26 protein-coding genes and 1 pseudogene are annotated in these 24,421 nt (G+C 57.9%); 12 read left to right on the forward strand and 15 right to left on the reverse strand.

Annotated elements, in window-relative coordinates:
• Nucleotides 1-2 precede the first annotated feature (2 nt).
• From ASF69_RS06615 to ASF69_RS06630, 4 genes are read left to right on the forward strand one after another with little or no spacing between them, the layout of a single operon-like run.
• Nucleotides 3-410 (forward strand): hypothetical protein, encoded by a 408-nt coding sequence (locus tag ASF69_RS06615; protein ID WP_082469650.1) that lies wholly within the window; start codon nt 3-5, stop codon nt 408-410.
• Between the two features lie 40 nt (nt 411-450).
• The gene (locus ASF69_RS06620) at nt 451-1,005 is read left to right on the forward strand and encodes a rod-binding protein (protein ID WP_062586521.1); all 555 of its coding nucleotides are present in this window, start codon (nt 451-453) and stop codon (nt 1,003-1,005) included.
• 21 nt (nt 1,006-1,026) lie between these two features.
• Nucleotides 1,027-1,392, forward strand: a complete 366-nt coding sequence (locus ASF69_RS06625) for a hypothetical protein (protein WP_062586522.1) — start codon at nt 1,027-1,029, stop codon at nt 1,390-1,392.
• Nucleotides 1,389-1,922: a hypothetical protein gene (locus ASF69_RS06630; protein WP_062586525.1), complete on the forward strand. Its 534-nt coding sequence runs from the start codon at nt 1,389-1,391 to the stop codon at nt 1,920-1,922. Before ASF69_RS06625 ends, ASF69_RS06630 begins: the two co-directional genes overlap by 4 nt.
• Before the next feature lie 203 nt (nt 1,923-2,125).
• Here the strand turns inward: ASF69_RS06630 and fliP are convergent, their stop codons facing one another.
• The 10 genes and pseudogenes from fliP to flgB all read right to left on the reverse strand — a co-directional run bounded on the left by fliP (nt 2,126) and on the right by flgB (nt 8,329).
• Nucleotides 2,126-2,863 (reverse strand): flagellar type III secretion system pore protein FliP, encoded by a 738-nt coding sequence (gene fliP, locus ASF69_RS06635; RefSeq protein ID WP_062586527.1) that lies wholly within the window; start codon nt 2,861-2,863, stop codon nt 2,126-2,128.
• Nucleotides 2,860-3,396 (reverse strand): flagellar basal body-associated FliL family protein, encoded by a 537-nt coding sequence (locus ASF69_RS06640; RefSeq protein WP_062586529.1) that lies wholly within the window; start codon nt 3,394-3,396, stop codon nt 2,860-2,862. The genes fliP and ASF69_RS06640 overlap by 4 nt, the downstream gene beginning before the upstream one ends.
• An 84-nt stretch (nt 3,397-3,480) precedes the next feature.
• Entirely contained in the window at nt 3,481-4,206 is a 726-nt protein-coding gene (flgH, locus tag ASF69_RS06645; RefSeq protein ID WP_062586531.1) for a flagellar basal body L-ring protein FlgH, read from the reverse strand.
• Nucleotides 4,203-4,733 carry a MotE family protein gene (locus ASF69_RS06650; RefSeq protein ID WP_112964074.1) on the reverse strand — a complete coding sequence of 177 codons (531 nt, stop codon included), beginning with the start codon at nt 4,731-4,733 and terminating at the stop codon, nt 4,203-4,205. Before ASF69_RS06650 ends, flgH begins: the two co-directional genes overlap by 4 nt.
• A pseudogene (locus ASF69_RS06655) lies at nt 4,730-5,770 on the reverse strand (flagellar basal body P-ring protein FlgI); the annotation flags it as partial. The gene ASF69_RS06650 and the pseudogene ASF69_RS06655, both read right to left, overlap by 4 nt.
• Before the next feature lie 83 nt (nt 5,771-5,853).
• Nucleotides 5,854-6,300, reverse strand: a complete 447-nt coding sequence (flgA, locus tag ASF69_RS06660; RefSeq protein ID WP_062587190.1) for a flagellar basal body P-ring formation chaperone FlgA — start codon at nt 6,298-6,300, stop codon at nt 5,854-5,856.
• Between the two features lie 58 nt (nt 6,301-6,358).
• Nucleotides 6,359-7,147 carry a flagellar basal-body rod protein FlgG gene (gene flgG / locus ASF69_RS06665; protein ID WP_062586535.1) on the reverse strand — a complete coding sequence of 263 codons (789 nt, stop codon included), beginning with the start codon at nt 7,145-7,147 and terminating at the stop codon, nt 6,359-6,361.
• 18 nt (nt 7,148-7,165) lie between these two features.
• The gene (locus tag ASF69_RS06670; RefSeq protein ID WP_062586536.1) at nt 7,166-7,522 is read right to left on the reverse strand and encodes a flagellar hook-basal body complex protein FliE; all 357 of its coding nucleotides are present in this window, start codon (nt 7,520-7,522) and stop codon (nt 7,166-7,168) included.
• A 2-nt stretch (nt 7,523-7,524) separates the two neighbouring features.
• Nucleotides 7,525-7,938 (reverse strand): flagellar basal body rod protein FlgC, encoded by a 414-nt coding sequence (flgC, locus tag ASF69_RS06675; RefSeq protein WP_062586538.1) that lies wholly within the window; start codon nt 7,936-7,938, stop codon nt 7,525-7,527.
• Between the two features lies 1 nt (nt 7,939).
• The gene (gene flgB, locus ASF69_RS06680; RefSeq protein ID WP_062586540.1) at nt 7,940-8,329 is read right to left on the reverse strand and encodes a flagellar basal body rod protein FlgB; all 390 of its coding nucleotides are present in this window, start codon (nt 8,327-8,329) and stop codon (nt 7,940-7,942) included.
• Nucleotides 8,330-8,560: 231 nt separating this feature from the next.
• On the opposite strand from flgB, the gene ASF69_RS06685 reads away from it, so the two are divergent.
• Both ASF69_RS06685 and folD read left to right on the forward strand, forming a co-directional pair.
• A complete protein-coding gene (locus tag ASF69_RS06685) occupies nt 8,561-10,363 on the forward strand; it encodes a hypothetical protein (protein WP_062586542.1) in 1,803 nt (600 codons plus the stop codon).
• A gap of 109 nt (nt 10,364-10,472) precedes the next feature.
• Nucleotides 10,473-11,372 carry a bifunctional methylenetetrahydrofolate dehydrogenase/methenyltetrahydrofolate cyclohydrolase FolD gene (gene folD, locus ASF69_RS06690; protein ID WP_062586544.1) on the forward strand — a complete coding sequence of 300 codons (900 nt, stop codon included), beginning with the start codon at nt 10,473-10,475 and terminating at the stop codon, nt 11,370-11,372.
• 10 nt (nt 11,373-11,382) lie between these two features.
• On the opposite strand, the gene ASF69_RS06695 is transcribed toward folD, so the two are convergent.
• The gene (locus tag ASF69_RS06695) at nt 11,383-12,420 is read right to left on the reverse strand and encodes a substrate-binding domain-containing protein (RefSeq protein WP_062586546.1); all 1,038 of its coding nucleotides are present in this window, start codon (nt 12,418-12,420) and stop codon (nt 11,383-11,385) included.
• Between the two features lie 280 nt (nt 12,421-12,700).
• On the opposite strand from ASF69_RS06695, the gene ASF69_RS06700 reads away from it, so the two are divergent.
• From ASF69_RS06700 to ASF69_RS06725, 6 genes are all read left to right on the forward strand, one after another.
• The gene (locus ASF69_RS06700; RefSeq protein ID WP_062586548.1) at nt 12,701-14,062 is read left to right on the forward strand and encodes an ABC transporter substrate-binding protein; all 1,362 of its coding nucleotides are present in this window, start codon (nt 12,701-12,703) and stop codon (nt 14,060-14,062) included.
• Nucleotides 14,063-14,179: 117 nt separating this feature from the next.
• Nucleotides 14,180-15,193: a sugar ABC transporter permease gene (locus tag ASF69_RS06705; protein ID WP_062586550.1), complete on the forward strand. Its 1,014-nt coding sequence runs from the start codon at nt 14,180-14,182 to the stop codon at nt 15,191-15,193.
• 1 nt (nt 15,194) lies between these two features.
• A complete protein-coding gene (locus tag ASF69_RS06710) occupies nt 15,195-16,355 on the forward strand; it encodes a carbohydrate ABC transporter permease (RefSeq protein ID WP_062586551.1) in 1,161 nt (386 codons plus the stop codon).
• 6 nt (nt 16,356-16,361) lie between these two features.
• On the forward strand, nt 16,362-18,038 hold the full coding sequence (locus ASF69_RS06715; RefSeq protein WP_082469651.1) for an alpha-glucosidase family protein: 1,677 nt from the start codon (nt 16,362-16,364) through the stop codon (nt 18,036-18,038).
• 20 nt (nt 18,039-18,058) lie between these two features.
• Nucleotides 18,059-19,147: a sn-glycerol-3-phosphate ABC transporter ATP-binding protein UgpC gene (ugpC, locus tag ASF69_RS06720; protein ID WP_062586552.1), complete on the forward strand. Its 1,089-nt coding sequence runs from the start codon at nt 18,059-18,061 to the stop codon at nt 19,145-19,147.
• Between the two features lie 300 nt (nt 19,148-19,447).
• Nucleotides 19,448-19,804: a hypothetical protein gene (locus tag ASF69_RS06725; RefSeq protein ID WP_062586553.1), complete on the forward strand. Its 357-nt coding sequence runs from the start codon at nt 19,448-19,450 to the stop codon at nt 19,802-19,804.
• Between the two features lie 9 nt (nt 19,805-19,813).
• On the opposite strand, the gene ASF69_RS06730 is transcribed toward ASF69_RS06725, so the two are convergent.
• The 4 genes from ASF69_RS06730 to zwf all read right to left on the reverse strand — a co-directional run bounded on the left by ASF69_RS06730 (nt 19,814) and on the right by zwf (nt 24,304).
• A complete protein-coding gene (locus ASF69_RS06730; protein WP_062586554.1) occupies nt 19,814-20,179 on the reverse strand; it encodes a nuclear transport factor 2 family protein in 366 nt (121 codons plus the stop codon).
• Between the two features lie 9 nt (nt 20,180-20,188).
• On the reverse strand, nt 20,189-22,009 hold the full coding sequence (gene edd / locus ASF69_RS06735) for a phosphogluconate dehydratase (RefSeq protein WP_062587192.1): 1,821 nt from the start codon (nt 22,007-22,009) through the stop codon (nt 20,189-20,191).
• Nucleotides 22,010-22,119: 110 nt separating this feature from the next.
• Nucleotides 22,120-22,818: a 6-phosphogluconolactonase gene (gene pgl, locus ASF69_RS06740; protein ID WP_062586555.1), complete on the reverse strand. Its 699-nt coding sequence runs from the start codon at nt 22,816-22,818 to the stop codon at nt 22,120-22,122.
• A 10-nt stretch (nt 22,819-22,828) separates the two neighbouring features.
• Nucleotides 22,829-24,304: a glucose-6-phosphate dehydrogenase gene (gene zwf / locus ASF69_RS06745; protein ID WP_062586557.1), complete on the reverse strand. Its 1,476-nt coding sequence runs from the start codon at nt 24,302-24,304 to the stop codon at nt 22,829-22,831.
• Nucleotides 24,305-24,421 lie beyond the last annotated feature (117 nt).

The raw sequence follows: 24,421 nt of genomic DNA on the forward strand, positions 1-24,421 counted from the left end.
CGATGGACCCGTTGAAATCCAAGAAGCTCAACAGACTGGCGAAGGTTCAGGGTCACATCAAGAAGATGGCCGAGAACGAACTTGCCATCACGACGCGCGAGCGCAACGAGGTTTCCGAGAAGATCGAGGCACTCAGCGGTTATCTCAATTCGCTCGACCCGCTGCATCAACAGATGCTCAAGCATTATGCCGTTCGCCATGAACGCCTGCTGGTGCGTGACGTTCGCCTTGAGAACATTGAGAAGGCGCAGGAGCAGCAGGTTCTGAAAGAAACGAAAAAGGGTGAGCGTCTGGAAGAAAAACGCGATGCCGCCCGCGAGGACGAGCAAAGGGTGCGGGAAGACAACAGCATCTACGAGATGATTGATCTGCAGCTCGCGCTGAAAGACACCAGCCTCCAGCAAGGTTAGGCCTGTATCGTCATCCGATAAAAACGGAAAGGATGACGACGTGGCCATTTCTCCTCCAAGCGATCTTGTGCTTGATGTCGTGAATGCGGCTGACCCCACCCAGGTCATGGCGGCGCGCGAAAAGCTTCGCTCGGTAAGCGCAGCCAACCAGGCATCGGTGCTGACAGCCAGCAATGCCGGTTTCGAATCCGCAATCAACAGCATCGACACGACCGCCAGCAAAGCAGGCGTCCGCCGCATCGAGCCGCCCAAGAGCGACGAGAAGGTGCCCGAGACCTATCGCAAGTTCGAGGCCAGCGTCCTTTCGACAATGCTTCAGAACATGATGCCAAAGGACAGCGAAGAGGTCTATGGCAAGGGATCTGCCGGCGATTTCTGGAAAAGCATGATGGCTGAACAGATGGCCGACGCCGTTTCCAAGCGTGGCGGTATCGGAATTGCGGAGCAGGTCTATTCGCAGGCCTTGCAGAAGGCACGCAATGCGGAGGCTCCCACCACACCGAATGAAGATGACAAGAGCCTGGCCCTGAGCATGGTCACGGACTTCCAGCGGCGTACTTTTTCTGTAGCCGACACAAACAAGACTGAAAGCTAAGCGGCGGAGCGCTGAGACATCATGGAAATTGTAAATAACGACTACAGAACACAGGCCATTCTGGGCCGTCTGGAAACGGTGATCGACAACGAGAACCAGCGCATCGGCAAAGACCCGGACTTCGATTTCAAGCTTTCGAATGCCCACAAGAGCCGTTGCCTTTATGAACTCAGCATGCTGCTCCGCGATGTCGACGGCGCGCAGATTGCAGCAACGCACAAGCGCCAGATCCTCGACATCAAGGCAAAGCTCGCCATCAATACGCGTCGTGTGGAAGCCAACCTCCATGCGGTCAAGGCGGTCGTTGAGCTGCTGAAGAACGCAGCCAAGCGCGCCGAGGACGATGGTACCTATTCGCTGCAGCAGTTTGCTGGCGGGGCGCAATGATCAAGCTGATCGCGACAGGCGTCTGGATCCTTGTCGTCACACTCGGTGGCGTCTACGCAGCCGTGACCTTTGGCAATCACGGTGCGGACGACAAGGCGGCCGAGGTGGTGCGTCCACCGCACTTCGTACAGAGCGAAACCGTGACCCTGCCGGTCGTGGCGGATGGCAAGGTTTCCGGCTATTTCCTTGTTCGTGCGAGTCTTGAGGTGGACGAAGACGCCCTCAAGGACGTCAAGGTTCCCGTTCCAACCTTCCTCACGGATGAGCTATACAGCCTGCTGGTGGGCGACAAACTGGTCAATGTGAAAGATGCGGACAAGTTCGATGTCGCCGGTTTCAAGACCAGGATCAAGGACGGTCTCAATACGCGCCTCGACAAGCCGCTGGTAAAGCAGGTTCTCATCGAGCAGATGGATTTCATCTCGAAGGAAGAGATCGAAGCCCGGGACCCGAGCCGAAAGCCAAAGCAGATCGTCGTCGATACCGATCCGCCGCCGCCAAAACCGGCACCTGCAGCCGCCGCGCACTGACAGGCAGGCCTTGCAGATCAAGGAAAATGAACCGCCCGGACCGCAATGGTCACCTCGGGCGGTTTTTCTTTATAGAAATGCGACGTCCTTCCACCTCATGGGGGAGACCTTTACGCAAAGCCAAGGCGCAAGCAATCCCACCTCGTCTGTCCAGGGTTGAGCCTGGGAAGAGCGGGGGAGCCGAACAGTGATGGATGATGGGGTCAGTAGAACGATCGGACCAGCGATCCGACAAGCAGGTTCCAGCCATCGATAAGCACGAAGAACAGGATCTTGAATGGCAGCGAGATCGATGTCGGCGGCAGCATCATCATGCCCATTGCCATTGTGATGGTGGCCACCACCATGTCGATGACGAGGAATGGCAGGATAATCAGGAAGCCGATTTCGAAGCCGCGCCGAATTTCGGAAAGCATGAAGGCCGGGATAAGCACACGATATTGTGGCACCGTACCGTTCATCGTTTCCTGACCACGCTCATTTGCGAGATCGACGAAAAGAGCCAGATCTTTGGGTCTGGTATTGGCCACCATGAAGCCTCGGAACGGCTCAGCGGCCCGCTCCACGGCTTGGGCTTCGGTGATCTGGTTTTGCAAGAGAGGCTGCAGACCGTCCTGCCAGGAACGTTCGAAGGTTGGCGCCATGACGTAAAACGTCATGAACATCGCCATACTAGTCAGGATCATGGTCGAAGGCGTGGTGCCGAGCCCCATGCCGGAACGCAATATCGAAAATGCGATGATGAAACGAGGAAAACTCGTCACCATGATCAGAATGCCGGGGGCGATGGAAAGAACCGTCAGCAGCCCGAAGGTGCGAATGATCCACGACGCGGCGGAGCCATCGAGCGGCAGATTAAGCAAATCCGCCGGCGATTGCTGAGCATATGCAAGCCCTGGAGTGAGGGCTAAAATAAGCAGAAGGCCAAGTTTTCGAATCATTCTATCACAAAGGTTCTGAAGAGAACCTTGGATACGCGTCCTTTTGATCTGAGGTCAACGATTTCCCTCAAGTCATCCCTAAGATATTGAAAGCCACGCGGGCCCTGAAGCTGTTGCAGCGAAACCGTTCTGAGATAGGCCATCAATTCCTGATGGATATCCTGCGCCAGCGCGGTGTCTCCGGGGCCGGTGAACTGGAGCGCGATTTCCAGACGGACCCAGCTATCTGCCGGGTAGCCCAGATTTGTGACGATAGGGTCAAGCGGCAAAAGGCTGGGTGCCGCGCCCGCAGCGCCATGCTCTCCACCCGCTGCTGGTGCAGCACCATGCTCGTCCTTGGCAGCGGCAGGCTCTGCGGCATGTTCGGGTTCTGCAGCCGGTGTCGCTGCCGCAGGCGGTGACGGCACGAGCAATGTCTTTCCAACAAAGAACCCGCCTCCGATGCCTAGAAGCGACAGCACGGCAATCACGCCCGCTGTCACAATGATCGACGGCTTCTTCGGTGCTGCGGGTTCGGTGGTGATAAGGCTCATATTCGTATCTAACGTCTGTTCCCGAGAGCAGCTCCTGCAGAATGCGAGGGGCCGTATGTCTGCTTATGCTTGCGCGGTAGCGCGTCAGATCGGCGAGAAGAGATCGACGACCTGCTGGCCGACCGGCGGCTGCTGGATTTCGGTAATGCGCCCGCGCCCGCCGTAGGAAATACGCGCTTCGGCAATCTTCTCATACGAGATCGTGTTTTCGGAATTGACGTCCTGCGGCCGCACGATACCGGCGACGTTGAGAATGCGAACTTCATGGTTGACGCGCACTTCCTGGGAGCCGCTGATCAACAGGTTGCCGTTTTCCAGGATTCCGGTCACGACGGCGGCGACGAGAAGCGTCAGCTTTTCAGCGCGGCTGATGGAGCCCTTGCCGTTCGACTCGCTGGTGTTGTCGAAGCTGAGCGAGGAGTCGGCCTGTGGTTTCCAGCCAAGAATTTCGGCGTCGGCTTTCCAGCCGGTCTCGCGATTGTTCTTCTTGGTGCGATCGGTTTCGTTGTCGAAGCTCGCCTTGTCGTTGATCTGGATGTTGACGGTCAGGATATCGCCAATGTTCAACGCGCGTGCGTCCTTGAACAGCGCGGCCTTGCTATCGCTCCACAGCGAATAGCCGCTTGCCGAGCGTGCCGGCTGCTTGGGATAGGAGGCCAGCTGTGGCGTCTGGCTGAACTGCAGGCCGCTGCCGATCGGGCTCATCGACGGTGCATTGCCGATTTCTCTCAGCGTCTGGTTCTGCGTAATGCTGGAGCATCCTGTCAGAACACTTGCGGCGGAAAGGACAAGAATAAGCGCTTTGTTCATGACGGATCTCTTGATGTGGTTTTATCGGCAGCACTGGACATAATCGACGCCACCATGGCTGCCTTTTTTGCATCCATTTCGGCAAGGATAAGCCCGGACTGGCGGGGGGGCAGCTTCATGATGATGGCGGCGGCAAGACCCGGATTGACCTCTTCGAGCTGCGGAGCCGCAGCATCGGCCTTCATCGTCTTGTAAACGTTTACCAGATTGGCCTCAGCCTGCTGCATGAAGTCGTTTCGACGTTTCAGCCAGTCTTCGTATTCGGCTTTGCGTGCTTCCATGACGGCGATACGGTTGTCGACATCCTGTTGCAGCTGCTCGAGATCCTGTTTTTGCAGGAGATAACGCTGGTCGCGCGCCTGGTCGATGATGTTGGTGCAATATTGCTGGATTTCCTGGCCGCTCGTCTCGCCCGTTGTGACCCGCACCTGCTCCTGCGCCTTGGCGGAGGGAAGGGCGGCGACCATGACGAAGACGGCAATCAATGCGCGGCGCGGCGTGACGATCTCAGAAACTCTTGTCATCATTGTAGCACCAGTTCTGCTTGCAGCGCGCCGGCTGATTTAATGCCCTGAAGAATGGCGATGATGCCGTCCGGCTTGACGCCGATATTGTTCAGCCCAGCGACGAGAGATCGCAGGTTGGGGCCGTTGAGGATGGCGACCGGTCCGCCTGTTGCCTCTGCCGCGATGTCGGTCTGCGGCTGAACGGCGGTTTGACCACCACGCGAGAACGGCGCTGGCTGAATGACCTGCGGTGTTTCGGTAACCTGCACCGTCAATGTGCCATAGCTGACGGCGACCTGGGAAATGCGAACGTCCGCGCCGATGACGATCGTGCCGGTGCGCTCGTTGATGACGACCTTGGCCGGCGTATCGGTCTCCACCTGGAGGCTCTCGATGTTCGCCATGAGACGTGTGAGGTCTGCGGTGCGTGGCTTCTGGATGAAGACCACCTGGCTGTCGCGCGCCTCGGCAATCGGCTCGCCAAAGGAGGTGCGCGCGTAATTGTTGATGGCATCGGCAATGCGTGTCGATGTGGAAAAGTCGGGATTGCGCAGTTGCAGGACCAGATTGACAGAATCCTTGAACTGCGAGGGCAATTCACGCTCGATGATCGCACCGCTTGGGACGCGGCCGGAGGTCGTTACACCCTGCGTCAGCTGAGCGGCCTGGCCTTCTGCGCTGAAACCGGACACGATGACGGAGCCTTGCGCCACTGCGTAAATCTGCCCGTCCGCACCGGACATGGATGTCATGATAAGTGTGCCGCCGCGCAATGACGAAGCGTCGCCGAGCGAGCTGACATTGACGTCCAGCCTGCTTCCGGGGCTTGCAAAAGGCGGAAGATTGGCGGTTACCATGACGGCAGCCACGTTCTTTGAACCGGTCTGGTTGCCTTGCATGGAAATGCCAAGGTTCTGCAGCATCGCCTTCATGGACTGTTCGGTAAACGGTGACGACCGCATACTGTCACCGGAACCCTGAAGGCCGACGACCAGACCGTAACCGATCAACTGGTTCTCGCGCCCGGCTTGAAGCGAGGCAATATCTTTGACCCGGGCATTGGCCTGCGCATAGGCAATGGGTGCGGAGACGAAAAGTGCAGCAATGGCTAGGCTGGCAGCGATCAGGCCCTGACGAAAGTTCATTTCTCGAAAACCTCCACGGTCCCGTCCTGCATGGCGGTACCACTCACCGTCACACCGGTGTCTCTGTTGCGAACCCGCACGATATCGCCCGCCATGCCATCTTCAATGGCTGTGCCGGACGCGGACAGGTTCATGCCACCCTTGCTGTAGGTGATCCGGATCGTAGCGCCGCGCTGAACCGCAAACGGTTCTCGCAGGTCGCCAAGCGGAATAGTTCGACCGGCTACAAGCGTTCGCTTGGAAACCTTGCCGACAACAAGTTGTACGTTGTCGACATAGCCCGGCGCCAGGTTCGGATTTGTAACAGGAACTTCCGTCACCTGTTCGCGGGTAATGGTTTCACCGGGAAAAATCGTACCTGTGGGTATCACGGCGTATTTATCTTGCGAAAAAGCAGCCTGTGCGTTGAACACACACAGGCTCAGCATTGTCGCAAGCGCCATTTTGCAGAGACTGCCAGGCATATTTTTCGGGTGAAACGTCATGTTACCCAACCTTCATTTACTTCAAGTTCTGACTGACGATCGTGGCCATTTCGTCTGCGGTGGTGATGACCTTCGAGTTCATTTCATAAGCGCGCTGGGCCGAAATCAGGTCGGTGATTTCCTTGACGGAATCGACGTTCGAGCTTTCGAGATAGTGCTGCTTGATATAGCCGAAGCCGGTGGACTGCGGCGTTGCGTCAACAGCGTTGCCGGAGGCTTCCGTCTGCTGGAAGAGGTTGTCGCCGAGAGGCTTCAGGCCGGCTTCGTTGGCGAAGTTGCTCATGGTCAACTGGCCAAGTTCGGTCATCGTTTCCGCATTGCCGACACGCACGGACACAATGCCATCGGTGCTGATGGTCGTTTCGGTCGCATCGATGGGAATGGTGATGGCGGGCTGGATCGGCAGGCCATCGATCGTCACCAGACGGCCGGTCGAATCGCGGTTTAGCGCACCTGCACGGGTATAGAGCGTGTTGCCATCAGGACCTTCGACCTGAAGCCAGCCCTTGCCGACGATTGCGATGTCCAGATCGTTGCCGGTCTGGCTGATTTCGCCCTGAATATGCAGCTTGCGCACGGCGGATGTCTGTACGCCCAGACCGATGTTCGCGCCTTCCGGCACCACGGACTGGTTGGCACGGTTCATCACGCCCTGTGCGCGCTCTGTCTGGTACAAAAGGTCGGTAAATTCGGCGCGACCGCGTTTGAACGCAGTCGTGTTGATGTTCGCGATGTTGTTCGCGATGACCTCAAGGTTTGTCTGCTGGGCATCCATGCCCGTCGCTGCGATAGCTAATGCTCTCATTTTTTATGTCCTTAAGCGTCAGATCTGCATTTTCACGATGTCGAGATACGCCGAAACGATCTTGTCGCGCAGGGCAACAGCCGTCTTGAGCGTCTGGTCGGCCTGCATGACGGCATCGACCACTTCACGCGTATTGGCCTTGCCCTGAATGCCCGCAAACGACATGGCTTCACCCTTCTTGAGGGATTCGACCGCATCCGTTGCAACACCACCCAGCACGCTGGCAAAGCTGGGACCGGTAACTGCGGTTGCCGCGGTTGCCGCAGTTGATACGGCGCTGCCCGCCAGCGATGTCAGGCTGGAGGTGATTTCGCTGACGCTGTCTTTGGAAGAGTCGTTGGACAGCGACTTCAGGCTGCTAATGGAGTCGATCATCACTAACCCTTCAAGAGGTCGATAGTTGAGGAAATCAGGTCGCGGGTCTGCTTGATGACCTGGAGATTGGCGTCATAGCTGCGATTGGCTTCGCGAAGGTCGGCCATCTCGATCAGCATGTTGACGTTCGGAAGCTTCACCATGCCCTTTTCGTCGGCGGCCGGGCTGTCCGGGTCGTATTCCTGTGTGAAATCTGACCGGTCTACACCAAGCTTCTTCACCTCAACGAGATTCGTCTGGCTTGCACGATCCAGTTCCGTTGCGAAGGTGATTGTCTTGCGACGATATGGGTCGGCGCCAGGCGTATCGCCTGTCGTCCGGGAGTTGGCGATATTTTCCGAAACGATGCGCAGGCGCGTTGCCTGTGCTTCCATTCCGCTGCCTGCAATCTTCAAGGAAGATGATAATGAGTCCATTTTACTTGCCCACCGCGGTCAACATCATGTTGTGGAAGGATTTGACGAGTTGCGTGTTCAGTTCGTACTGACGCTTGATCTCGCCCGTCTTTGCCATTTCCGTTGAAAGAGAAACTGTATTGCCGGATTCCTGCATCCCGATTTCGTTGGCGAGCGGTGCATCCGACATGCCGATCTTGCCGCCGCCGGCGACTGCCAATTCCATATGGGCAGCGTTGGTGCGAGCCATGGGCATTCCAGCTGCCTGCAACTCGGTTTCGAACGGGACGACGTCCTTTGCCCGAAATTTCGGCGTGTTGGCATTTGCAATGTTGCTTGCGACGACTTCTTGACGCACAGAAAGCCATTCGGCCTGCCGGGACGCCAGCGAAAAGAGCTGAATCGGCTGCATGACAATTCTCCGTGTTTAACTTCACCCTGTTTTAGGCCGACAATCTTGCGCGGGACTTACGGGCTTTGGCTTTGTCCAAAGGCGGCGTTTTCGTCTTCTGACGCAGCACAAAGCGACCACTGTTAACGTTTTGTTTGCCTTATCGCTTTAGGCTTTCTTCATATTTTCCGATGAGCGGGATTTCTGTAACCCTTTGGGTTTTCTATGAATTCTGAGAACGACAGACTTTTGATGCCGAATCACGCTGCGCTTCGCGGAAGGCTTCGCCTTGCGTCCGTGCGGCGCGGTCTGTTGTCGGCCGGGGTCGTTGCGTCACTCACCGCGACCGGCTTTTTCCTGCCTGGCCTGTTGCTTGCTCCGGGCTTCAAGGGCTTTTCCTCCCATGCGAGTGTCGCAATCTCTGAGCCCCAGGTAAGTTCGGGCAATGTGGAGAGGGCAGCCAGAAAGCTGCGGGAGAGCCTGCTGTCTCCGGTGGCGCTCAGCATCATCGCGTCTGACCTCGGCCTTCGTCCGGATGACCTTTTCGGAACGCGAAGCCACGGCTACGTCTCGGTCCTGCTGGACTTGCTGGCAGGCGGAGGCAAGGATGCAAGCCCAATTGTGGGTGCGACCGAAGAGGGGCTCGAAGATGCGGTATCGATAACGCCGGTGCCTGAAAAGGCACGGATCGATGTCGATGTTCTGGCAGCCAGTGCTGAAGCTTCGCAGAAGATTGCGCAATATTTTGCAGCGCGCATCGTCAAGGAGATTGGTGGAGGGTCCGATCAATCGTCACTGGGCACTCTGGAAACGGCGCGTCTTGCGCTCGATAGTGCCGAGGCGGCTCTTTCCGGATTTCAGATGCGCCACGGCGATGATGCCGTTTCACATATTCAAAGCCTGCAGCAGAAAATCCGTGAAGACGATGCGGCAAGAGCGGCGCTAAAGGCAAGGCAGACGGAACTTGAGGATGCCATGTCCTTCGCCTCTTCCATGAAGGTGAATGACGTCCTTAACAGGAGCCTGCCGGCGCTTGCAGCCTTCGAGCCGCTGGAAGCCGTCAGACAGAGTTACACGGCTGCCAAGCTTGCGCTGGCGGATGTGAGCGTCGACCATGGGCCGAGGCATCCGCGCACCATCGCGGCGCAGGCAACGGTTGACGCCGTGCGGACCACGGCAATGCCCGCGCTTCGCCGTGTACAGGATGCCTTGAAACAGGAACATGCGTCCGTTCTAGCAGCTGCGGAGAACCAGACGCGGTTGCGTGCGGACCTTGACGCACAGATGGCCGCACTCGGCGATGCGCCATCAGATCTTGCCAAGCGGCAGGCAGCGCTGGAGAAGGCGCGCCGCGACTATATCATTTCGAGCGAGACCGCAGGCGGCATCTCAACGAGCCAACGCATGAGCGCATCGCTGGCAACACCGGCAAATCCGGGAACTCCTGATTATGATGGATTTACCGCCAATGCTATGGCTGTGGCCGGCGCTTTCGCCGGATTGCTCACATCGCTTCTGCTTCTGAGTTTCAGGCGCGAGGAAGAGGAACGTGAGGAGCAGGGGCAGGAGGTAGCGACGCCTTCGGTGTTGGAGATCGAACCTGTTGCGATGGTTGCGGAAGGTGAGGAAGTGGTCGCAGACGCGATAGAGATAGAGCCCGCGATCTTTGAGGATGTTGCCGACGAACAGGTTGAGCAGCAAACTGCCAGCCAGATGGTGGCGGATGAGCCCGACGCCATGGAGGCTGCGCCATCTGACAATGACGATGAGGCGCAGGAGACCGCGACGATCCATGCCGAGCCGGCAAACGACATACCGCTTGACGAGCGCGTCCGGCAGGTCCTGATCGACAACGCTGTACCGTCACACCGCATGAAGGCGAAGCCGCCCGAATTCAAGCTGCCGCCACTTCTGGCCGCAGCCCTTGCAGGCGAAGCGACGCATGATCAGGCCGAAACCGAGGAACTTCGTGCCCTGCGTCAGGAACTGGCCCTCTTGCGGGCGCGCCTTGTTCAGCACGATACGCGCCGCGAACAGAAGCGCAATCGCGCCTGACACTCCGATTTTTCTTGCATTCCAGAGTGCTGCGCAGCATTAGGGCGGCTGAGGCTGTCCTCCCAGGGGATGGCTTTCAACAGCTATCTCGTTTCCAGGAGGCAGGCATATGGTCGTGGTGATAGACGGCAAGGCGAAGGCAGCATCTGTAACCCAGGCCGTGCGCGAAGCAGCGCAGAGTCTCGAGCAGCAGACGGGCGTCAAACCCGGTCTCGCCGTGGTCATCGTCGGTAACGATCCCGCCAGCCATGCTTACGTCAACTCCAAGAGCAAGACGGCCAAGGAGTGCGGCTTCAACTCCATCCAGCACACGCTGCCTGAAGAAACCACACAGGCCGAGCTGGAATCCCTGGTCACGACACTGAACGCCGATCCTTCCATCCACGGTATTCTTGTGCAACTCCCGCTGCCGCGTCATCTGGATTCCGATACGGTCATTCAGTCGATCCTGCCGGAAAAGGATGTCGATGGTCTGAGCGTCCTCAACGCGGGCAAGCTGGCGACAGGCGACCTCGATACGGGTCTGATCTCCTGTACGCCTGCCGGATCCATGCTGCTGGTGCGCAGCATTCACGGCGATGATCTTTCCGGTCTCAATGCCGTGGTGATCGGGCGGTCCAACCTTTTTGGAAAGCCGATGGGTCAGCTTCTGCTCAACGCCAATGCGACGGTCACGATGGCCCATTCCCGCACGAGGGATCTAGCTGCCGTCTGCCGCCAGGCGGATATTCTCGTTGCGGCCGTTGGCCGTCCGCAGATGGTCAAGGCCGATTGGGTCAAACCCGGTGCGACCGTGATCGACGTCGGCATCAACCGCGTTCCCGCCCCCGAAAAGGGTGAAGGCAAGTCGCGGCTGGTGGGGGATGTTGCCTATGACGAGGCAAGCCAGGTTGCCGCCGCCATCACGCCGGTTCCAGGTGGGGTAGGGCCCATGACCATTGCAATGCTGATGGCAAACACGGTTATTGCAGCCCACCGTGCACTGGGACAGTCGGCGCCGAAATTCTGACAGTCAGGATTCAGGCGTCGGCGTTGCGGGTCGGCGCCGGGCCTGTGGATCCTCGGACCACCAGCTCTGCCTTCCACAGTTCCTGATCCGTGTTCGGCTCCCCGGACTTGATCTGGTTGATCAGCCGCTCTGCGATCCGCATACCCGCGGCCCTCAGGGAAGATCGCGTGGTGGTCAAAGGCACGGAAAAATTGACGGGCTTCAAAAGCGGCAGCACGTCATCATGCGCAATCAGCGACACCTCTCGTCCGGGTTTCAATCCCCGTTGATTGAGAGATCGCACCGCGCCCAAAGCCAGTGCGGTCGAGGCACAGATAACAGCCGTCGGCCTCTCATCGCGCGCAAGAAGTCTCTCCATGTTTAAAAAGCCTGCCTCGTCATTCATGACGCTGTGTATGACGTTGTCAGGCGTCAGCGCATATCCGTGTTCGGCAAGGGCAGCCTCCACGCCACGGTATCTGCGAAACGTAAAGTCGTAGCCTTCAGGGCCGTTCAGCAGGGCGATGTTGCGGTGGCCAAGCTGCAGCAGAAGAGAGGTCGCATCGCGAAATGCACTCTCATTGTCCACGTCGAGATAGGGATAATCGGTCTCGATGCCCCACGAGCGACCATGCACCATGAAGGGTATGGACAGGGCTTTCATCATTTCGATGCGAGGATCATTCTTCTTCATATAGGCAAGATAAAGCCCGTCGACGCTGCCGCTGGTGGCAAGCTCCCGTAATGCGGCTTCTTCATTCGCAGGATCTGTCGGCATGATGACGAGGTGAAAGCCGTTGCGTGCCGATGCTTCCCCAAGACCAGTCAGAAATTCACCGAAATGCACGTCCGACTGATGCTCAGGCCCTGTGGGCATGACGAGGCCGATGGAGCCCATTTTCCCCGTTGCCAGACGCTGCGCGGCGGCATTCGGGCGATAGCCGGTCTTTTGCGCAGCCTCGATAATCTTGCGGCGTGTCTCGGCATTGACCTCAGGATAGCCATTGAGGGCGCGGCTGATCGTCGTTTGGGATATGCCAAGCAATTGGGAAAATTGTTTCAGGTTCATTCGTCGTCCCCCTCCCGCATCGGCATCCGCTGGCGTAGCGCCACTCCACTCCGATCAACCAAACCGCTTTGAATACTAACAAGAGTCTTTGCTGCCCACAAATGCAAACTGAATATTTGCTCGCCAGATATGCATCTGCAAAGGGCGGCGGGATCACTAAAACGCAGTGGTTTCGGTTGGGGGTTGACTCTGCTTCCATCTCAGTGAGATGAATAGTCAGCCAAAGCGCTTTGAGTATCTTTGCGGACGCAGTCCGCTAATGTGATGGGAGGTAGATCACATGAAGAAGACTTTCTGGACGACCGTGGCCTTGGCCACGCTATTGTCGGGTGCAGCCCTTGCGGCCGAGTTGAAATTCAAGCCCGGGGACGACGCGAAGTTCAACTGGAAAAGCTACGAAGACTTCAAAACCGCAAATGCCGCCCTCAAGGGCGAGACGTTGACGATCTTCGGGCCATGGCGCGGCGAAGATGAGGCCCTCTTCCAGTCGGTTCTTGCCTATTTTGCCGATGCGACCGGCGTGAACGTGCGCTATTCCTCCTCAGAAAACTACGAGCAGCAGATCGTCATCGATACGCAGGCCGGATCTCCTCCCAATGTCGCCATTCTGCCTCAGCCCGGCCTGCTGGCCGACCTTGCCGCAAAGGGTCTTCTGACGCCGCTTGGCGACGATACGGCGAAATGGGTGAAGGATAATTACGGCGCTGGCCAGTCCTGGGTCGATCTTGGCATGTATCCGGGCAAGGATGGCCAGAAGGCCTATTTCGCCTTCCCGTTCAAGGCGGACGTCAAGTCTCTGGTCTGGTATGTGCCTGAAAACTTCGAGGAAGCCGGTTATGAGGTTCCCAAAAGCGTGGAAGACCTCGTCAAGCTTTCCGACCAGATCGTCGAGGACGGCGGTACGCCATGGTGCATCGGTCTCGGCTCCGGTGGTGCAACGGGTTGGCCCGGCACGGACTGGGTGGAAGATTTCATGCTGCGCACCCAGCCGCTGGATGTCTACCTGAAGTGGACAACCAATGAGGTGAAGTTCAACGATCCGCGCGTGGTTGCCGCCATCGAGGAATTCGGCAAATTTGCCAAGAACGACAAATATGTTTCCGGTGGCGCCGCTGCCGTTGCTTCGACCGATTTCCGCGACAGCCCCAAGGGCCTCTTCGATATTCCGCCGAAGTGCTACCTGCACCGTCAGGCCTCTTTCATTCCGTCCTTCTTCCCTGAAGGAACCAAGGTCGGGACCGATGTCGACTTCTTCTACATGCCGACATTTGCCTCCAAGCCTGAGCTTGGCAAGCCGGTCCTGGGTGCCGGAACGCTCTTTACCATCACCAAGGATTCCAAGGCCGCTCGCGCGCTGGTGGAGTTCCTGAAGACGCCGATTGCGCATGAAGTCTGGATGGCACAATCCGGCTTCCTGACACCCTACAAGGGCGTGAACCTGGACACCTATGCCAGCGAGCAGACCAAGCGGCAGGGTGAGATCCTCACCACGGCAACCAGCTTTGGCTTCGATGGCTCGGACCTTATGCCCGGCAAGATCGGTGCGGGTGCGTTCTGGACAGGCATGGTGGACTTCGTCGGGGGCAAATCTGCGCAGCAGGTGGGTGACGATATCCAGAAGGCCTGGGACGGATTGAAGTAACCGAAAATTCCGCCCGGCGGCGATCTTCCGCTGCCGGGCCGTTTCTCTCGCATGTCTCTGCCGCAACGGGGTTAACGCTGTCAGGCCGGGTATAGAACGGAAATACGGGGAGGGAATATGATTACCCAGATCGTTTCGGCGCTCGGCGTGATGATCGTCGGCGTCTTTGCCTGCGCTGCCTATTACTGGCTGTCCGACAAGGCGCTACAGCTCATTTTCCCGGTCAAAGATGGTGATGTCATTCACGCATCGCGCAACCTCAACCGGCGTGCGGCGGTTCGCCCCTGGCTTTTCGTGGGCCCGGCTCTGCTGCTGCTGACCGTCTATCTCGTTTATCCCGTCATCGCGACCTTCATTCTCTCCTTTTATGACCGCACAGGCGCCAATTTCGTCGGGCTCAGCAATTATCGCTGGGCGTTCTTCGATGCAGGTTTCCGTCAGTCCATCTTCAACAACATCCTCTGGCTCGCAGTCGTGCCTGCGGCTTGCACCTTCTTCGGTCTCGTCATCGCCGTCATGACCGACCGCATCTGGTGGGGCAACATCGCCAAGTCCATCGTCTTCATGCCCATGGCCATTTCCTTTGTCGGCGCATCCGTCATCTGGAAATTCATTTATGAGTATCGAGGCGAAGGCCAGGTTCAGATCGGCCTGTTGAACGCCATTGTCGAATATTTCGGCGGCACTCCGGAAGTGTGGATCTCCATGCCCTTCTGGAACAATTTCTTCCTGATGATCATCCTCATCTGGATCCAGACCGGCTTTGCCATGGTCATCCTGTCAGCCGCCCTGCGTGGCATTCCCGAAGAGACCGTCGAGGCTGCCGTCATCGATGGTGTCAATGGCTGGCAGATCTTCTGGAAAATCCTTGTGCCGCAGATATGGGGCACTATCGCAGTGGTCTGGACGACGATCACCATCCTCGTCCTCAAGGTTTTCGACATCGTGCTGACCATGACCAACGGCCAGTGGAACACCATGGTTCTCGCCAACCTCATGTTTGACTGGATGTTCCGCGGCGGCGGCGATGGCGGACGCAGCGCCGTCATCGCGCTCGTCATCATGGCGGCCGTCACGCCGATCATGATCTGGAACATCCGCCAGGCAAACCGTGAGATGGAGGGCCGTTGATATGAGCATCGCAACCCGCATTCGCCGCGTCGGTCTGCCGCGCCTTATCGTTCATATCAGTGTGCTCTTCGTCGTCCTGCTCTGGCTGCTGCCGACGCTCGGCATTCTCGTCAGCTCGCTGCGCGACAAGGACCAGCTTGTCGTTTCCGGCTGGTGGACGGCCTTTTCCAGCTCCAGCCAGACTGAAGCCCTTCGCCTTGCCGATCCTGCAACGCAGAAGCAGGAAGGCGACCGTTACGTCATTGCCGGCAACGTCTTCGAAAACGGTGCCGGCGGCAAGATTTCCGCCTTTGGTGTGCGTGTGCAGGACCCTGAAGCCTTTCCGGCTGGAGAGGTGGCTGATCTGGGTGAGGGCGAAACGCTCGTTATCAATGAGGACGGCACCTATCAATATAGCAAGAATGCCAGCTTTGAAGGCTCACGTGCCAAGCGTGTCTATCTTGCGGTGGCGACGCCGCCCATATTTACGCTGGACAATTACCGTACGGTGCTGACCTCGGAAGGCATCGGTCAGTCCTTCGTCAACTCGCTGACCGTCGCCATTCCCGCCACCGTCATCCCAATCCTTATTGCAGCCTTTGCGGCCTATGCCCTGTCCTGGATGAAGTTCAGCGGCCGGTCCTTGATGATCGCGATGGTCGTCGGCCTCATCGTCGTGCCCTTGCAGATGTCGCTTATCCCGCTGTTGCAGCTCTATAACTGGATCGGCAATGTCTTCGGTGTGCCATCCAAGACCTATGCGGGCATCTGGCTGGCGCATACGGCCTTTGGCCTGCCGCTCGCCATCTATCTGCTGCGCAACTATATTTCCGGTCTGCCAAAGGAAATCATCGAAAGCGCGCGCGTCGATGGCGCGAGTGACTTCGAAATCTTCGTCAAGATCATCCTGCCGCTGTCATTCCCTGCACTTGCGTCTTTCTCCATCTTCCAGTTCCTCTGGACATGGAACGATCTGCTCGTCGCCATGGTCTTCCTTGGCACGCAGAAGGATGAGCTGGTGCTTACCGGTGCGCTCAATGCGCTGCTCGGCTCGCGGGGCGGCAATTGGGAAATCCTTACCGCATCGGCCTTCGTCACCATCATCGTGCCGCTCTGCGTTTTCTTCGCTCTCCAACGATACCTTGTTCGCGGCCTGCTGGCAGGCTCGGTCAAGGGAGGCTGATACACAATGAATGCCCATACCAGACAGGATACCGAAATGACCTCTTCCGCTCTCGTGCCCGATAAGGATTGGTGGCGTGGTGCCGTGATCTACCAGATCTACCCGCGCTCCTATCAGGATTCCAACGGCGATGGCATTGGCGACCTCAAGGGCATCACTTCGCGGCTGGAACATATCGCCAAGCTCGGCGCGGATGCGATCTGGATTTCGCCCTTCTTTACCTCGCCCATGAAGGATTTCGGTTACGACGTCTCCAACTATGTCGATGTCGATCCCATGTTCGGTACGCTGGCGGATTTCGACGGGCTGATTGCCGAAGCCCACCGCCTTGGCATCCGCGTCATGATTGATCTCGTGCTGTCGCATACGTCTGATCAGCATCCATGGTTCGTGCAAAGCCGCTCCAGCCGCCAGAACCCGAAGGCGGACTGGTATGTATGGAGCGACGGCAAGCCGGATGGCACGCCGCCTAACAACTGGCTCTCCATCTTCGGCGGTTCCGGCTGGCAGTGGGACCCCACCCGTATGCAGTATTACATGCATAACTTCCTCACCTCGCAGCCCGATCTCAATCTGCACAATGAAGAGGTTCAGCAGGAACTGCTCAACATTACCCGCTTCTGGCTGGAGCGTGGCGTTGATGGCTTCCGTCTGGACACCATCAACTTCTACTTCCACGACAAGGAACTGCGCAACAATCCGGCACTCGCCCCGGAGCGCCGCAACGCGTCCACCGCGCCTGCCGTGAACCCCTACAATTTCCAGGAACATATCTACGACAAGAACCGCCCGGAAAATCTGGAATTTCTGAAACGCTTCCGCGCTGTGCTGGATGAGTTTCGGGATATCGCCGCTGTCGGGGAAGTGGGTGACAGCCAGCGCGGTCTTGAGATCGTCGGTGAATATACCTCCGGCGATGACAAGATGCAGATGTGCTATGCCTTCGAGTTTCTGGCACCCGATGCCCTGACGCCGCAGCGCGTTGCCGATGTGCAGGCGGATTTCGCCCGCGCGGCGCCCGAGGGCTGGGCCTGCTGGGCCTTTTCCAACCACGATGTTGTCAGGCATGTCAGCCGCTGGGGCGATGTGGTGGAAGACAAGGATGCTTTCGCCAAGGTTCTTTCCGCCCTGTTGATGACGCAGCGCGGTTCGGTCTGCATCTATGAAGGCGAAGAGCTTGGGCTGACGGAAGCCGACATCGCATTTGAAGACTTGCAGGATCCCTACGGCATTCAGTTCTGGCCGGAGTTCAAGGGCCGTGACGGTTGCCGCACACCGATGGTGTGGGATGCTGGCCACGCACTGGCAGGCTTTTCCACGGCTGAGAAGGCATGGCTTCCCATTCCGGCAGAGCATAAGCAACGCGCCGTCAGCGCTCAGCAGGGCGATGAGACATCGGTGCTGGAGCACTACCGCCGCTTCCTGACGTTCCGCAAGCAGCATCCGGCCTTTGCAAAGGGCACAATCGAGTTCCAGCCGGTCGTTGGCACGGTGTCGAGCTATACGCGCACGCTTGGCAATGAGACCGTGCTGTGCCTGTTCAACCTCTCGGCAGAACCCTCTGTGGTGACACTGCCGCAGGGTGACTGGCAGGTGCTCGACGGTCACGGCTTCTCCGCAGAGCAGAGCGGCAACGAGGTTACATTACCGGCATGGGGCGCCTACTTCGCCCGCCACGCCTGAAGATTGAGGGAGGACACCGCATGACTGGCGTTATTTTGAAGGATATCCGCAAATCCTACGGGCAGGTCAAAGTCCTGCACGGTATCGATCTTGATATCAAACAGGGCGAATTCATCGTCTTTGTCGGTCCGTCAGGCTGCGGCAAGTCCACGCTTTTGCGCATGATTGCCGGATTGGAGGAAATTTCCGGCGGCGAGATGTATATTGACGGGCAGCTGGTCAACGAAATCCCGCCGTCGCGGCGTGGCATTGCCATGGTCTTCCAGTCCTACGCGCTGTATCCGCACATGACCGTGTATGACAACATGGCCTTCGGGATGAAAATTGCCAAGGAAAGCCGTCAGGAGATCGACCGTCGCGTGCGCGCCGCTGCCGATATCCTGCAGCTGACGCAATATCTGGAACGCCTGCCGAAGGCACTCTCGGGCGGCCAGCGCCAGCGTGTCGCCATCGGTCGCGCCATTTGCCGCAATCCAAAAGTCTTCCTATTCGATGAGCCGCTGTCCAACCTCGATGCCGCGCTGCGGGTGGCGACCCGCATCGAGATCGCCAAGCTTGGCGAACAGATGGCCGATACGACGATGATCTACGTCACGCACGATCAGGTGGAGGCCATGACGCTGGCCGACAGGATCGTCGTCCTTAATGCAGGCCGTGTAGAACAGGTGGGTGCTCCCCTTGAGCTTTACGAAAACCCGGCCAATCTCTTTGTGGCGCGGTTCATCGGGTCACCGGCCATGAACATCATTCCGGCGAAGATTACTGCCAGCGGCGCCCGCACATCGATAGAGCTCGTTGGCGGCAAAACTCTCTCGGTCGATATTGCAACCAGTGAGAGTGAAAAGGGCAAATCAGCATCCTTCGGCGTGCGTCCCGAAGATCTGGCTATCGCGACTGGCGACGAATACCTTTTCGAGGGTAAGGTCTCCATCGTCGAAGCTCTTGGCGAAGTGACATTGCTCTATCTGGAAGCACCCGATGGCCAGGAGCCGATCATCGTGAAAATACCCGGCATAGCCGAGGTCAAAAAAGGTCAGCTTTTGCGCTTTTCTGCACCGTCCCAAAAACTGCATCTCTTTGACGGAGAAGGTCGCACCTATCGCCGGTAAACAGCCGATTTGAACGGCTTCGTAACCATGAAACGAGGCCGTTCCAGCCTGGAATATTCATTCCAAATCTCATAAAATCGTTTCACATCAATTGCTTGAGATGTGTTCCCCAATGCTGGCGCGATAGGGTTTCCCGTTATCCACAGGCTCCTCCGGCATCTGTTCCATATCGAAACGCCGAGAGAAATTGTTAATCAGTTCTGGCTAGTCTTCACCCTTGAATAATAACAGAGGGATCCCCCAGTGAACTCCCGGGCAGACGTCGGCAAACCCACCTATCTCAGCAAGGAAGAGTCTTTCATGTACGACCGCGAAGGTCGTTTCAAAATGGAAGACACAATGAATGCTGCGCGTATCGAATATACCGAAAAAGCCGTGATGAATATGGCGTCACGTCGCTGCGACGTTGTCAAAATCTCGCAATCGGAGGCAGTACTCGCGCTCATGACGCAGTACAACCTTCCCCAGCAGTTCTATCTGGATATTCCCGATGCGCGGATTACAAAGATTGGCTGTCTGCTGATGAAGGTGAACCCGAACAACACAATTCAGGTCCGGTTCCTGCATATTCTGAGCAAGAAGGAAATGGACCGTATTTTCGTATTCAGCACGCATCCGGCCCACAGGGATCGCAAACTCGATATCCGCGCCTGGTAGTCAAATTGGTCAGTGGTGCAGCCGGACTGTTCCGAGCTTGAACCACGCCTTGGCAATCTTGCCCTCAACGACCTCGTAGATACAGATGACATCCACCTCTCCGGGCCCTTCCGGGAAGGTGCGCGTCACCGTTTCATGGTCGACCACCGTGTTGCCGGACACGATGCGGCTGAGCAGTCTGCCGTGAAGGTTCGGCTCCTTGAACCGCTCGACATGCCTTTCGCGTATCTCCCCGGCGCCATTGGCGACGAGTTGATCGGGAAAGACATGATACTGGCAGTCGCTTGCCCACCATATCATGAAAGCATCCATGTCACGGGCGTTATATGCCTCAAGCTGCATATGGACGGGGTAGGCGGGGCTCAGCGGATCCATTGCGTCGGCTCAGTTGGAAAACACGCTCGCACCGTGATCGGCTGCGCCAACACTGCGCCGGAAGGGTGCAAACAGCTCGCGGCCCATGCCCCATTCATTGTCAGAAAGGTCAGCTGTCGCGGGTTCGCGGGCAGACAATTCCGCGGAAGAGACCAGAACCTCGATCGTGCCGGTGATGGCATCAAGGCGGATCATGTCGCCATTGCGAATGCGGGAAATCGGGCCGCAATCGACCGCTTCCGGTGTCATGTGAATGGCGGCAGGCACCTTGCCCGACGCACCGGACATGCGTCCATCGGTGACCAGCGCGACCTTGAAGCCGCGGTCCTGCAGAACACCGAGCGGCGGCGTCAGCTGGTGCAGTTCGGGCATTCCGTTTGCCTTAGGTCCCTGGAAGCGGACCACGGCCACGAAGTCACGGTTCAACCGGCCTTCCTTAAAGGCGGTCTGCAGGCTCTGCTGATCATGGAAGATGATTGCCGGTGCTTCAATGATATGGCGCTCCGGCTTGACGGCGGAAATCTTGATCACGGCCTTGCCCAGGTTGCCGGTCAGCATTTTCAGGCCACCGGTTGGCTGGAATGGCGTTTCGATGCTGGCCAGAACCTTGGGGTCATGGCTGACTTCAGGCGAAGCTCTGCGAGCGACCGTTCCATCGTCGTTCAGCGTCGGCTCGATCGTGTAGGCTTCAAGCCCCTGACCGAAGACGGTGCGAACATCATCATGCACAAGGCCCTGCTTCAGGAGCTGCTTGATGAGGAAGCCCATGCCACCGGCTGCGTGGAAATGGTTCACATCCGCCAGTCCGTTCGGATAGACGCGGGCCAAAAGTGGCACCACATCCGAGAGGTCGGAAATATCCTGCCATGTCAGCACGATGCCAGCAGCGCGCGCCATGGCGATGAGATGCAGCGTGTGGTTGGTCGAGCCGCCGGTGGCGTGCAGACCGACAACGCCGTTGACCACGGAGCGCTCATCGATCATTTCGCCCGCTGGCGTAAATTCATTGCCCTGCGCGGTAATCGCCAGTGCCCGCTTGGTGGCCTCCCGCGTCAGCGCATCGCGAAGCGGCGTGTTGGGGTTGATGAAGGACGAGCCGGGCATATGGAAGCCCATGATTTCCATCAGCATCTGGTTGGAATTGGCGGTGCCGTAGAAGGTGCAGGTGCCGGGGCCGTGATAGGACTTGGATTCGGCTTCCAGAAGTTCCGCACGGCCAACCTTGCCCTCGGCATAAAGTTGGCGAACGCGTGACTTCTCATCATTCGGCAGGCCAGATGTCATTGGCCCCGCGGGAATGAAGATGGATGGCAGATGGCCGAAGGTCAGTGCGGCAATGACAAGACCCGGCACGATCTTGTCACAGACGCCGAGAAACACCGCCGCATCGAACATGTTGTGGGAAAGGCCGATGCCTGCGGCCATGGCAATCGCATCGCGAGAAAACAGCGACAGTTCCATGCCCGGCTGGCCTTGCGTGACGCCATCGCACATGGCCGGAACCGCACCGGCAACCTGTGCAATGCCGCCCGCTTCCTTCGCGGCATCCCGGATCATGTTGGGGTAGACCTCAAAGGGCTGATGCGCCGAGAGCATGTCGTTATAGGACGTTATGATGCCGAGATTTCCAACTCTGTCGCCGGCAAGGATGGCCTTGTCGGCGGGGGAACAGACGGCAAATCCGTGCGCGAGATTGGCGCAGGAAAGAACGGAGCGATGAACGCCCTTGGAGACCTGAAGCCGAAGCCTTTCGAGATAGATCTCGCGGTAAGGTTTCGAGCGCTCGACAATACGGGCCGTGATAGCCTGAATACGAGGGTCGGCAGCCATGGCGTTCATCCTGTCTTTCTGGAGACCATCGGCCGGACGCTTGGGACCGTCAGCCGGTGATCATGTTGTTGTTTCAGGCACCTAAGGTCGCCGCGGCAACGCGACGGAGCTCAGGGCGCCCAGTAAATATGTACGGGCGAATCCGCGCGGTTGAGCACGGCCCGTACGGGCATGTCTTCCTCATCCAGATCGGACTTTGCCTTCTCAAGCGTTTCCTTCTTTGCCGCACCTTCAATGTGCAGCACGAGAAAACGGGCATCGTGAAGGGCGGAAAGATTGAACGTCAGCCGTTCTTCTCCTGCGGTTTCCGCTGCCATCGGCAAAACGGCGCGCTCCTCGTCCAGATCAAGTGCCTCTTCGAGATTGTCTCCACCGGGGAAGAAGGAGGCGGTGTGGCCATCCGTTCCCATTCCAAGGATCACGACATCGAATGGATCGCAGATTGCTTCCGTCTTGACGGTTGCAAGCGTTGCAGCGTCTTCCGGTGTTGCGAAAAACTGATAAAGCGGCACGAAATAGGCGTGCGCGGCCGCGTTTTGCAACAGGTTATCCGCCACCAATTTGTGGTTGGAACGGTCGCTTTCCGGCGGCACGAAACGCTCATCCACCAGCGTCACGCTGATGTTTTTCCAGTCCAGCTCATGCCGGGACAGTGCCTGAAAGAAAAGCTTCGGCGTCGAGCCGCCGGAAACGGCAATGCTTGCCGTTCCGCGCTCTTCGAGTGCACGTCCAAGACGGTCGGCAACTTCTTTTGCTAGGGTCTCGGCCAATTCGGTGCCACTATTGAAGATATGCTCCTGCGCAATCATTCGCATATCCTCACTCGGCTTCGTGCCATGTACGACCATCACGTTCGATCAGCGCAATCGCGCCACTCGGGCCCCATGTGCCTGACGTGTAACCCTGAACGCCCTGATTGACCGCTTCCCAGCTTTTCAAGATAGGATCGACCCACTTCCACGCCGCTTCCACTTCGTCACGACGCATGAACAGGGCCTGGTTGGAGCGAATCGTATCCATCAACAGGCGCTCATAGGCGTCGGGGCTGCGGACGTTGAAGGCCTGGGCAAAGCTCATATCGAGCGAGACCTGGCGCAGACGCATGCCACCCGGGCCTGGGTCCTTGATGAGCAGCGATTGCTTGACGCCTTCGTCCGGCTGCAGGCGAATGACCAGCTTGTTGGCCTCTACCTTGCCCGCAGCATCGTCGAAGATCGAATGCGGGATCTGCTTGAAGGTGACGACGATCTCGGAAACACGGGTGGCCAGACGCTTGCCGGTGCGGATGTAGAAGGGTACGCCCGCCCAACGCCAATTGGCAATTTCCGCCTTGATGGCAACGAAGGTCTCGGTGTTGGAGACGCCGCCTTCCAGCTCTTCCAGATAGCCCTTGACCGGACCGCCAGCGGAAGCGCCCGCGCGGTACTGGCCGCGCACCGTCAGCTTCTCGACGTTGGACTGGTCGATCAGTTTCAGCGAACGAAGAACTTTCACCTTCTCGTCACGCACCGCTTCCGCGTCCATGGAAGAGGGGGGTTCCATGGCAACGAGGCACAGAAGCTGGAGAATATGGTTCTGGACCATATCGCGCAGCGCACCGGCCTTGTCGTAATATCCGGCGCGGCCCTCAAGCCCGACGGACTCGGCAACGGTGATCTGCACATGGTCGATATGCGCGGAGTTCCACAGCGGCTCGTAAAGCGCATTGGCAAAGCGCAGCACCATCAGGTTCTGCACGGTTTCCTTGCCGAGATAGTGGTCGATACGGAAGATCTGCTCTTCCTTGAAAACGTTGCCCAGCGTGTCGTTGAGCTCCAGCGCCGACGCCAGATCGCGACCAATCGGCTTTTCCACGACGATGCGCGTGGACTTGGTAATCAGCTTGTGGTCACGGATCTTGAAGGCGATATCGCCGAAAATGCCGGGAGCGACAGCGAGATAGAAGGCGCGAATGCGGTCCTTGCCTTCGTCCAGAAGCTTCTTCAGCTTGTCCCAGCCGCCATCGGACTTTGCGTCAACCGGGATATAGAACAGGCGGGCGCAGAACTTCGCGACCTGCTCGTCGTCATATTCGCCCTTCTTCAAATGCTCCTTGAGAGCATCCTGAGCGAATTTGCGGTATTCGTCATGGGTCATGACCGAACGGGAGGCGCCGATGATGCGCGTTGGTTCCGACAGCTGGTTTTCCACCTGCCGGTGGTAGAGAGCTGGCAGAAGCTTACGCTCGGCCAGGTCGCCAGTGCCGCCAAAGACGACGCAATCGAAGGGCTCTACTGGAATGATTTGACTGCTCATACCGATTCTCTCGATCTCTCATGTGTTGGAGGCATCCATAATCTAATCGATTTAAAAATGCCAGACGTGTTGTGCAAAATTCTGTTTTTTGCTCATAAGCTATTGTAATTGCTGCTA

Origin of the sequence: Rhizobium sp. Leaf311, from assembly GCF_001423445.1 — a bacterium.
Lineage (GTDB): Bacteria > Pseudomonadota > Alphaproteobacteria > Rhizobiales > Rhizobiaceae > Agrobacterium.

What these genes read in the sequence shown, in the direction of transcription:
- flgB (WP_062586540.1), bottom strand. Translation starts at nt 8,329, where the DNA reads ATGCAGCCGATTCAGCTCTTTTCGCTGGCGTCCCGGCAGGCCGAATGG.
- fliP (WP_062586527.1), bottom strand. Translation starts at nt 2,863, where the DNA reads ATGATTCGAAAACTTGGCCTTCTGCTTATTTTAGCCCTCACTCCAGGG.
- folD (WP_062586544.1), top strand. Translation starts at nt 10,473, where the DNA reads ATGGTCGTGGTGATAGACGGCAAGGCGAAGGCAGCATCTGTAACCCAG.
- flgG (WP_062586535.1), bottom strand. Translation starts at nt 7,147, where the DNA reads ATGAGAGCATTAGCTATCGCAGCGACGGGCATGGATGCCCAGCAGACA.
- ASF69_RS06650 (WP_112964074.1), bottom strand. Translation starts at nt 4,733, where the DNA reads ATGATGACAAGAGTTTCTGAGATCGTCACGCCGCGCCGCGCATTGATT.
- ASF69_RS06730 (WP_062586554.1), bottom strand. Translation starts at nt 20,179, where the DNA reads ATGGATCCGCTGAGCCCCGCCTACCCCGTCCATATGCAGCTTGAGGCA.
- ASF69_RS06685 (WP_062586542.1), top strand. Translation starts at nt 8,561, where the DNA reads ATGCCGAATCACGCTGCGCTTCGCGGAAGGCTTCGCCTTGCGTCCGTG.
- pgl (WP_062586555.1), bottom strand. Translation starts at nt 22,818, where the DNA reads ATGATTGCGCAGGAGCATATCTTCAATAGTGGCACCGAATTGGCCGAG.
- zwf (WP_062586557.1), bottom strand. Translation starts at nt 24,304, where the DNA reads ATGAGCAGTCAAATCATTCCAGTAGAGCCCTTCGATTGCGTCGTCTTT.
- ASF69_RS06710 (WP_062586551.1), top strand. Translation starts at nt 15,195, where the DNA reads ATGAGCATCGCAACCCGCATTCGCCGCGTCGGTCTGCCGCGCCTTATC.
- ASF69_RS06625 (WP_062586522.1), top strand. Translation starts at nt 1,027, where the DNA reads ATGGAAATTGTAAATAACGACTACAGAACACAGGCCATTCTGGGCCGT.
- flgC (WP_062586538.1), bottom strand. Translation starts at nt 7,938, where the DNA reads ATGGACTCATTATCATCTTCCTTGAAGATTGCAGGCAGCGGAATGGAA.
- ASF69_RS06700 (WP_062586548.1), top strand. Translation starts at nt 12,701, where the DNA reads ATGAAGAAGACTTTCTGGACGACCGTGGCCTTGGCCACGCTATTGTCG.
- ASF69_RS06615 (WP_082469650.1), top strand. Translation starts at nt 3, where the DNA reads ATGGACCCGTTGAAATCCAAGAAGCTCAACAGACTGGCGAAGGTTCAG.
- ugpC (WP_062586552.1), top strand. Translation starts at nt 18,059, where the DNA reads ATGACTGGCGTTATTTTGAAGGATATCCGCAAATCCTACGGGCAGGTC.
- ASF69_RS06695 (WP_062586546.1), bottom strand. Translation starts at nt 12,420, where the DNA reads ATGAACCTGAAACAATTTTCCCAATTGCTTGGCATATCCCAAACGACG.
- ASF69_RS06705 (WP_062586550.1), top strand. Translation starts at nt 14,180, where the DNA reads ATGATTACCCAGATCGTTTCGGCGCTCGGCGTGATGATCGTCGGCGTC.
- flgH (WP_062586531.1), bottom strand. Translation starts at nt 4,206, where the DNA reads ATGAACAAAGCGCTTATTCTTGTCCTTTCCGCCGCAAGTGTTCTGACA.
- ASF69_RS06725 (WP_062586553.1), top strand. Translation starts at nt 19,448, where the DNA reads ATGTACGACCGCGAAGGTCGTTTCAAAATGGAAGACACAATGAATGCT.
- ASF69_RS06640 (WP_062586529.1), bottom strand. Translation starts at nt 3,396, where the DNA reads ATGAGCCTTATCACCACCGAACCCGCAGCACCGAAGAAGCCGTCGATC.
- ASF69_RS06670 (WP_062586536.1), bottom strand. Translation starts at nt 7,522, where the DNA reads ATGATCGACTCCATTAGCAGCCTGAAGTCGCTGTCCAACGACTCTTCC.
- edd (WP_062587192.1), bottom strand. Translation starts at nt 22,009, where the DNA reads ATGGCTGCCGACCCTCGTATTCAGGCTATCACGGCCCGTATTGTCGAG.
- ASF69_RS06630 (WP_062586525.1), top strand. Translation starts at nt 1,389, where the DNA reads ATGATCAAGCTGATCGCGACAGGCGTCTGGATCCTTGTCGTCACACTC.
- ASF69_RS06715 (WP_082469651.1), top strand. Translation starts at nt 16,362, where the DNA reads ATGAATGCCCATACCAGACAGGATACCGAAATGACCTCTTCCGCTCTC.
- flgA (WP_062587190.1), bottom strand. Translation starts at nt 6,300, where the DNA reads ATGGCGCTTGCGACAATGCTGAGCCTGTGTGTGTTCAACGCACAGGCT.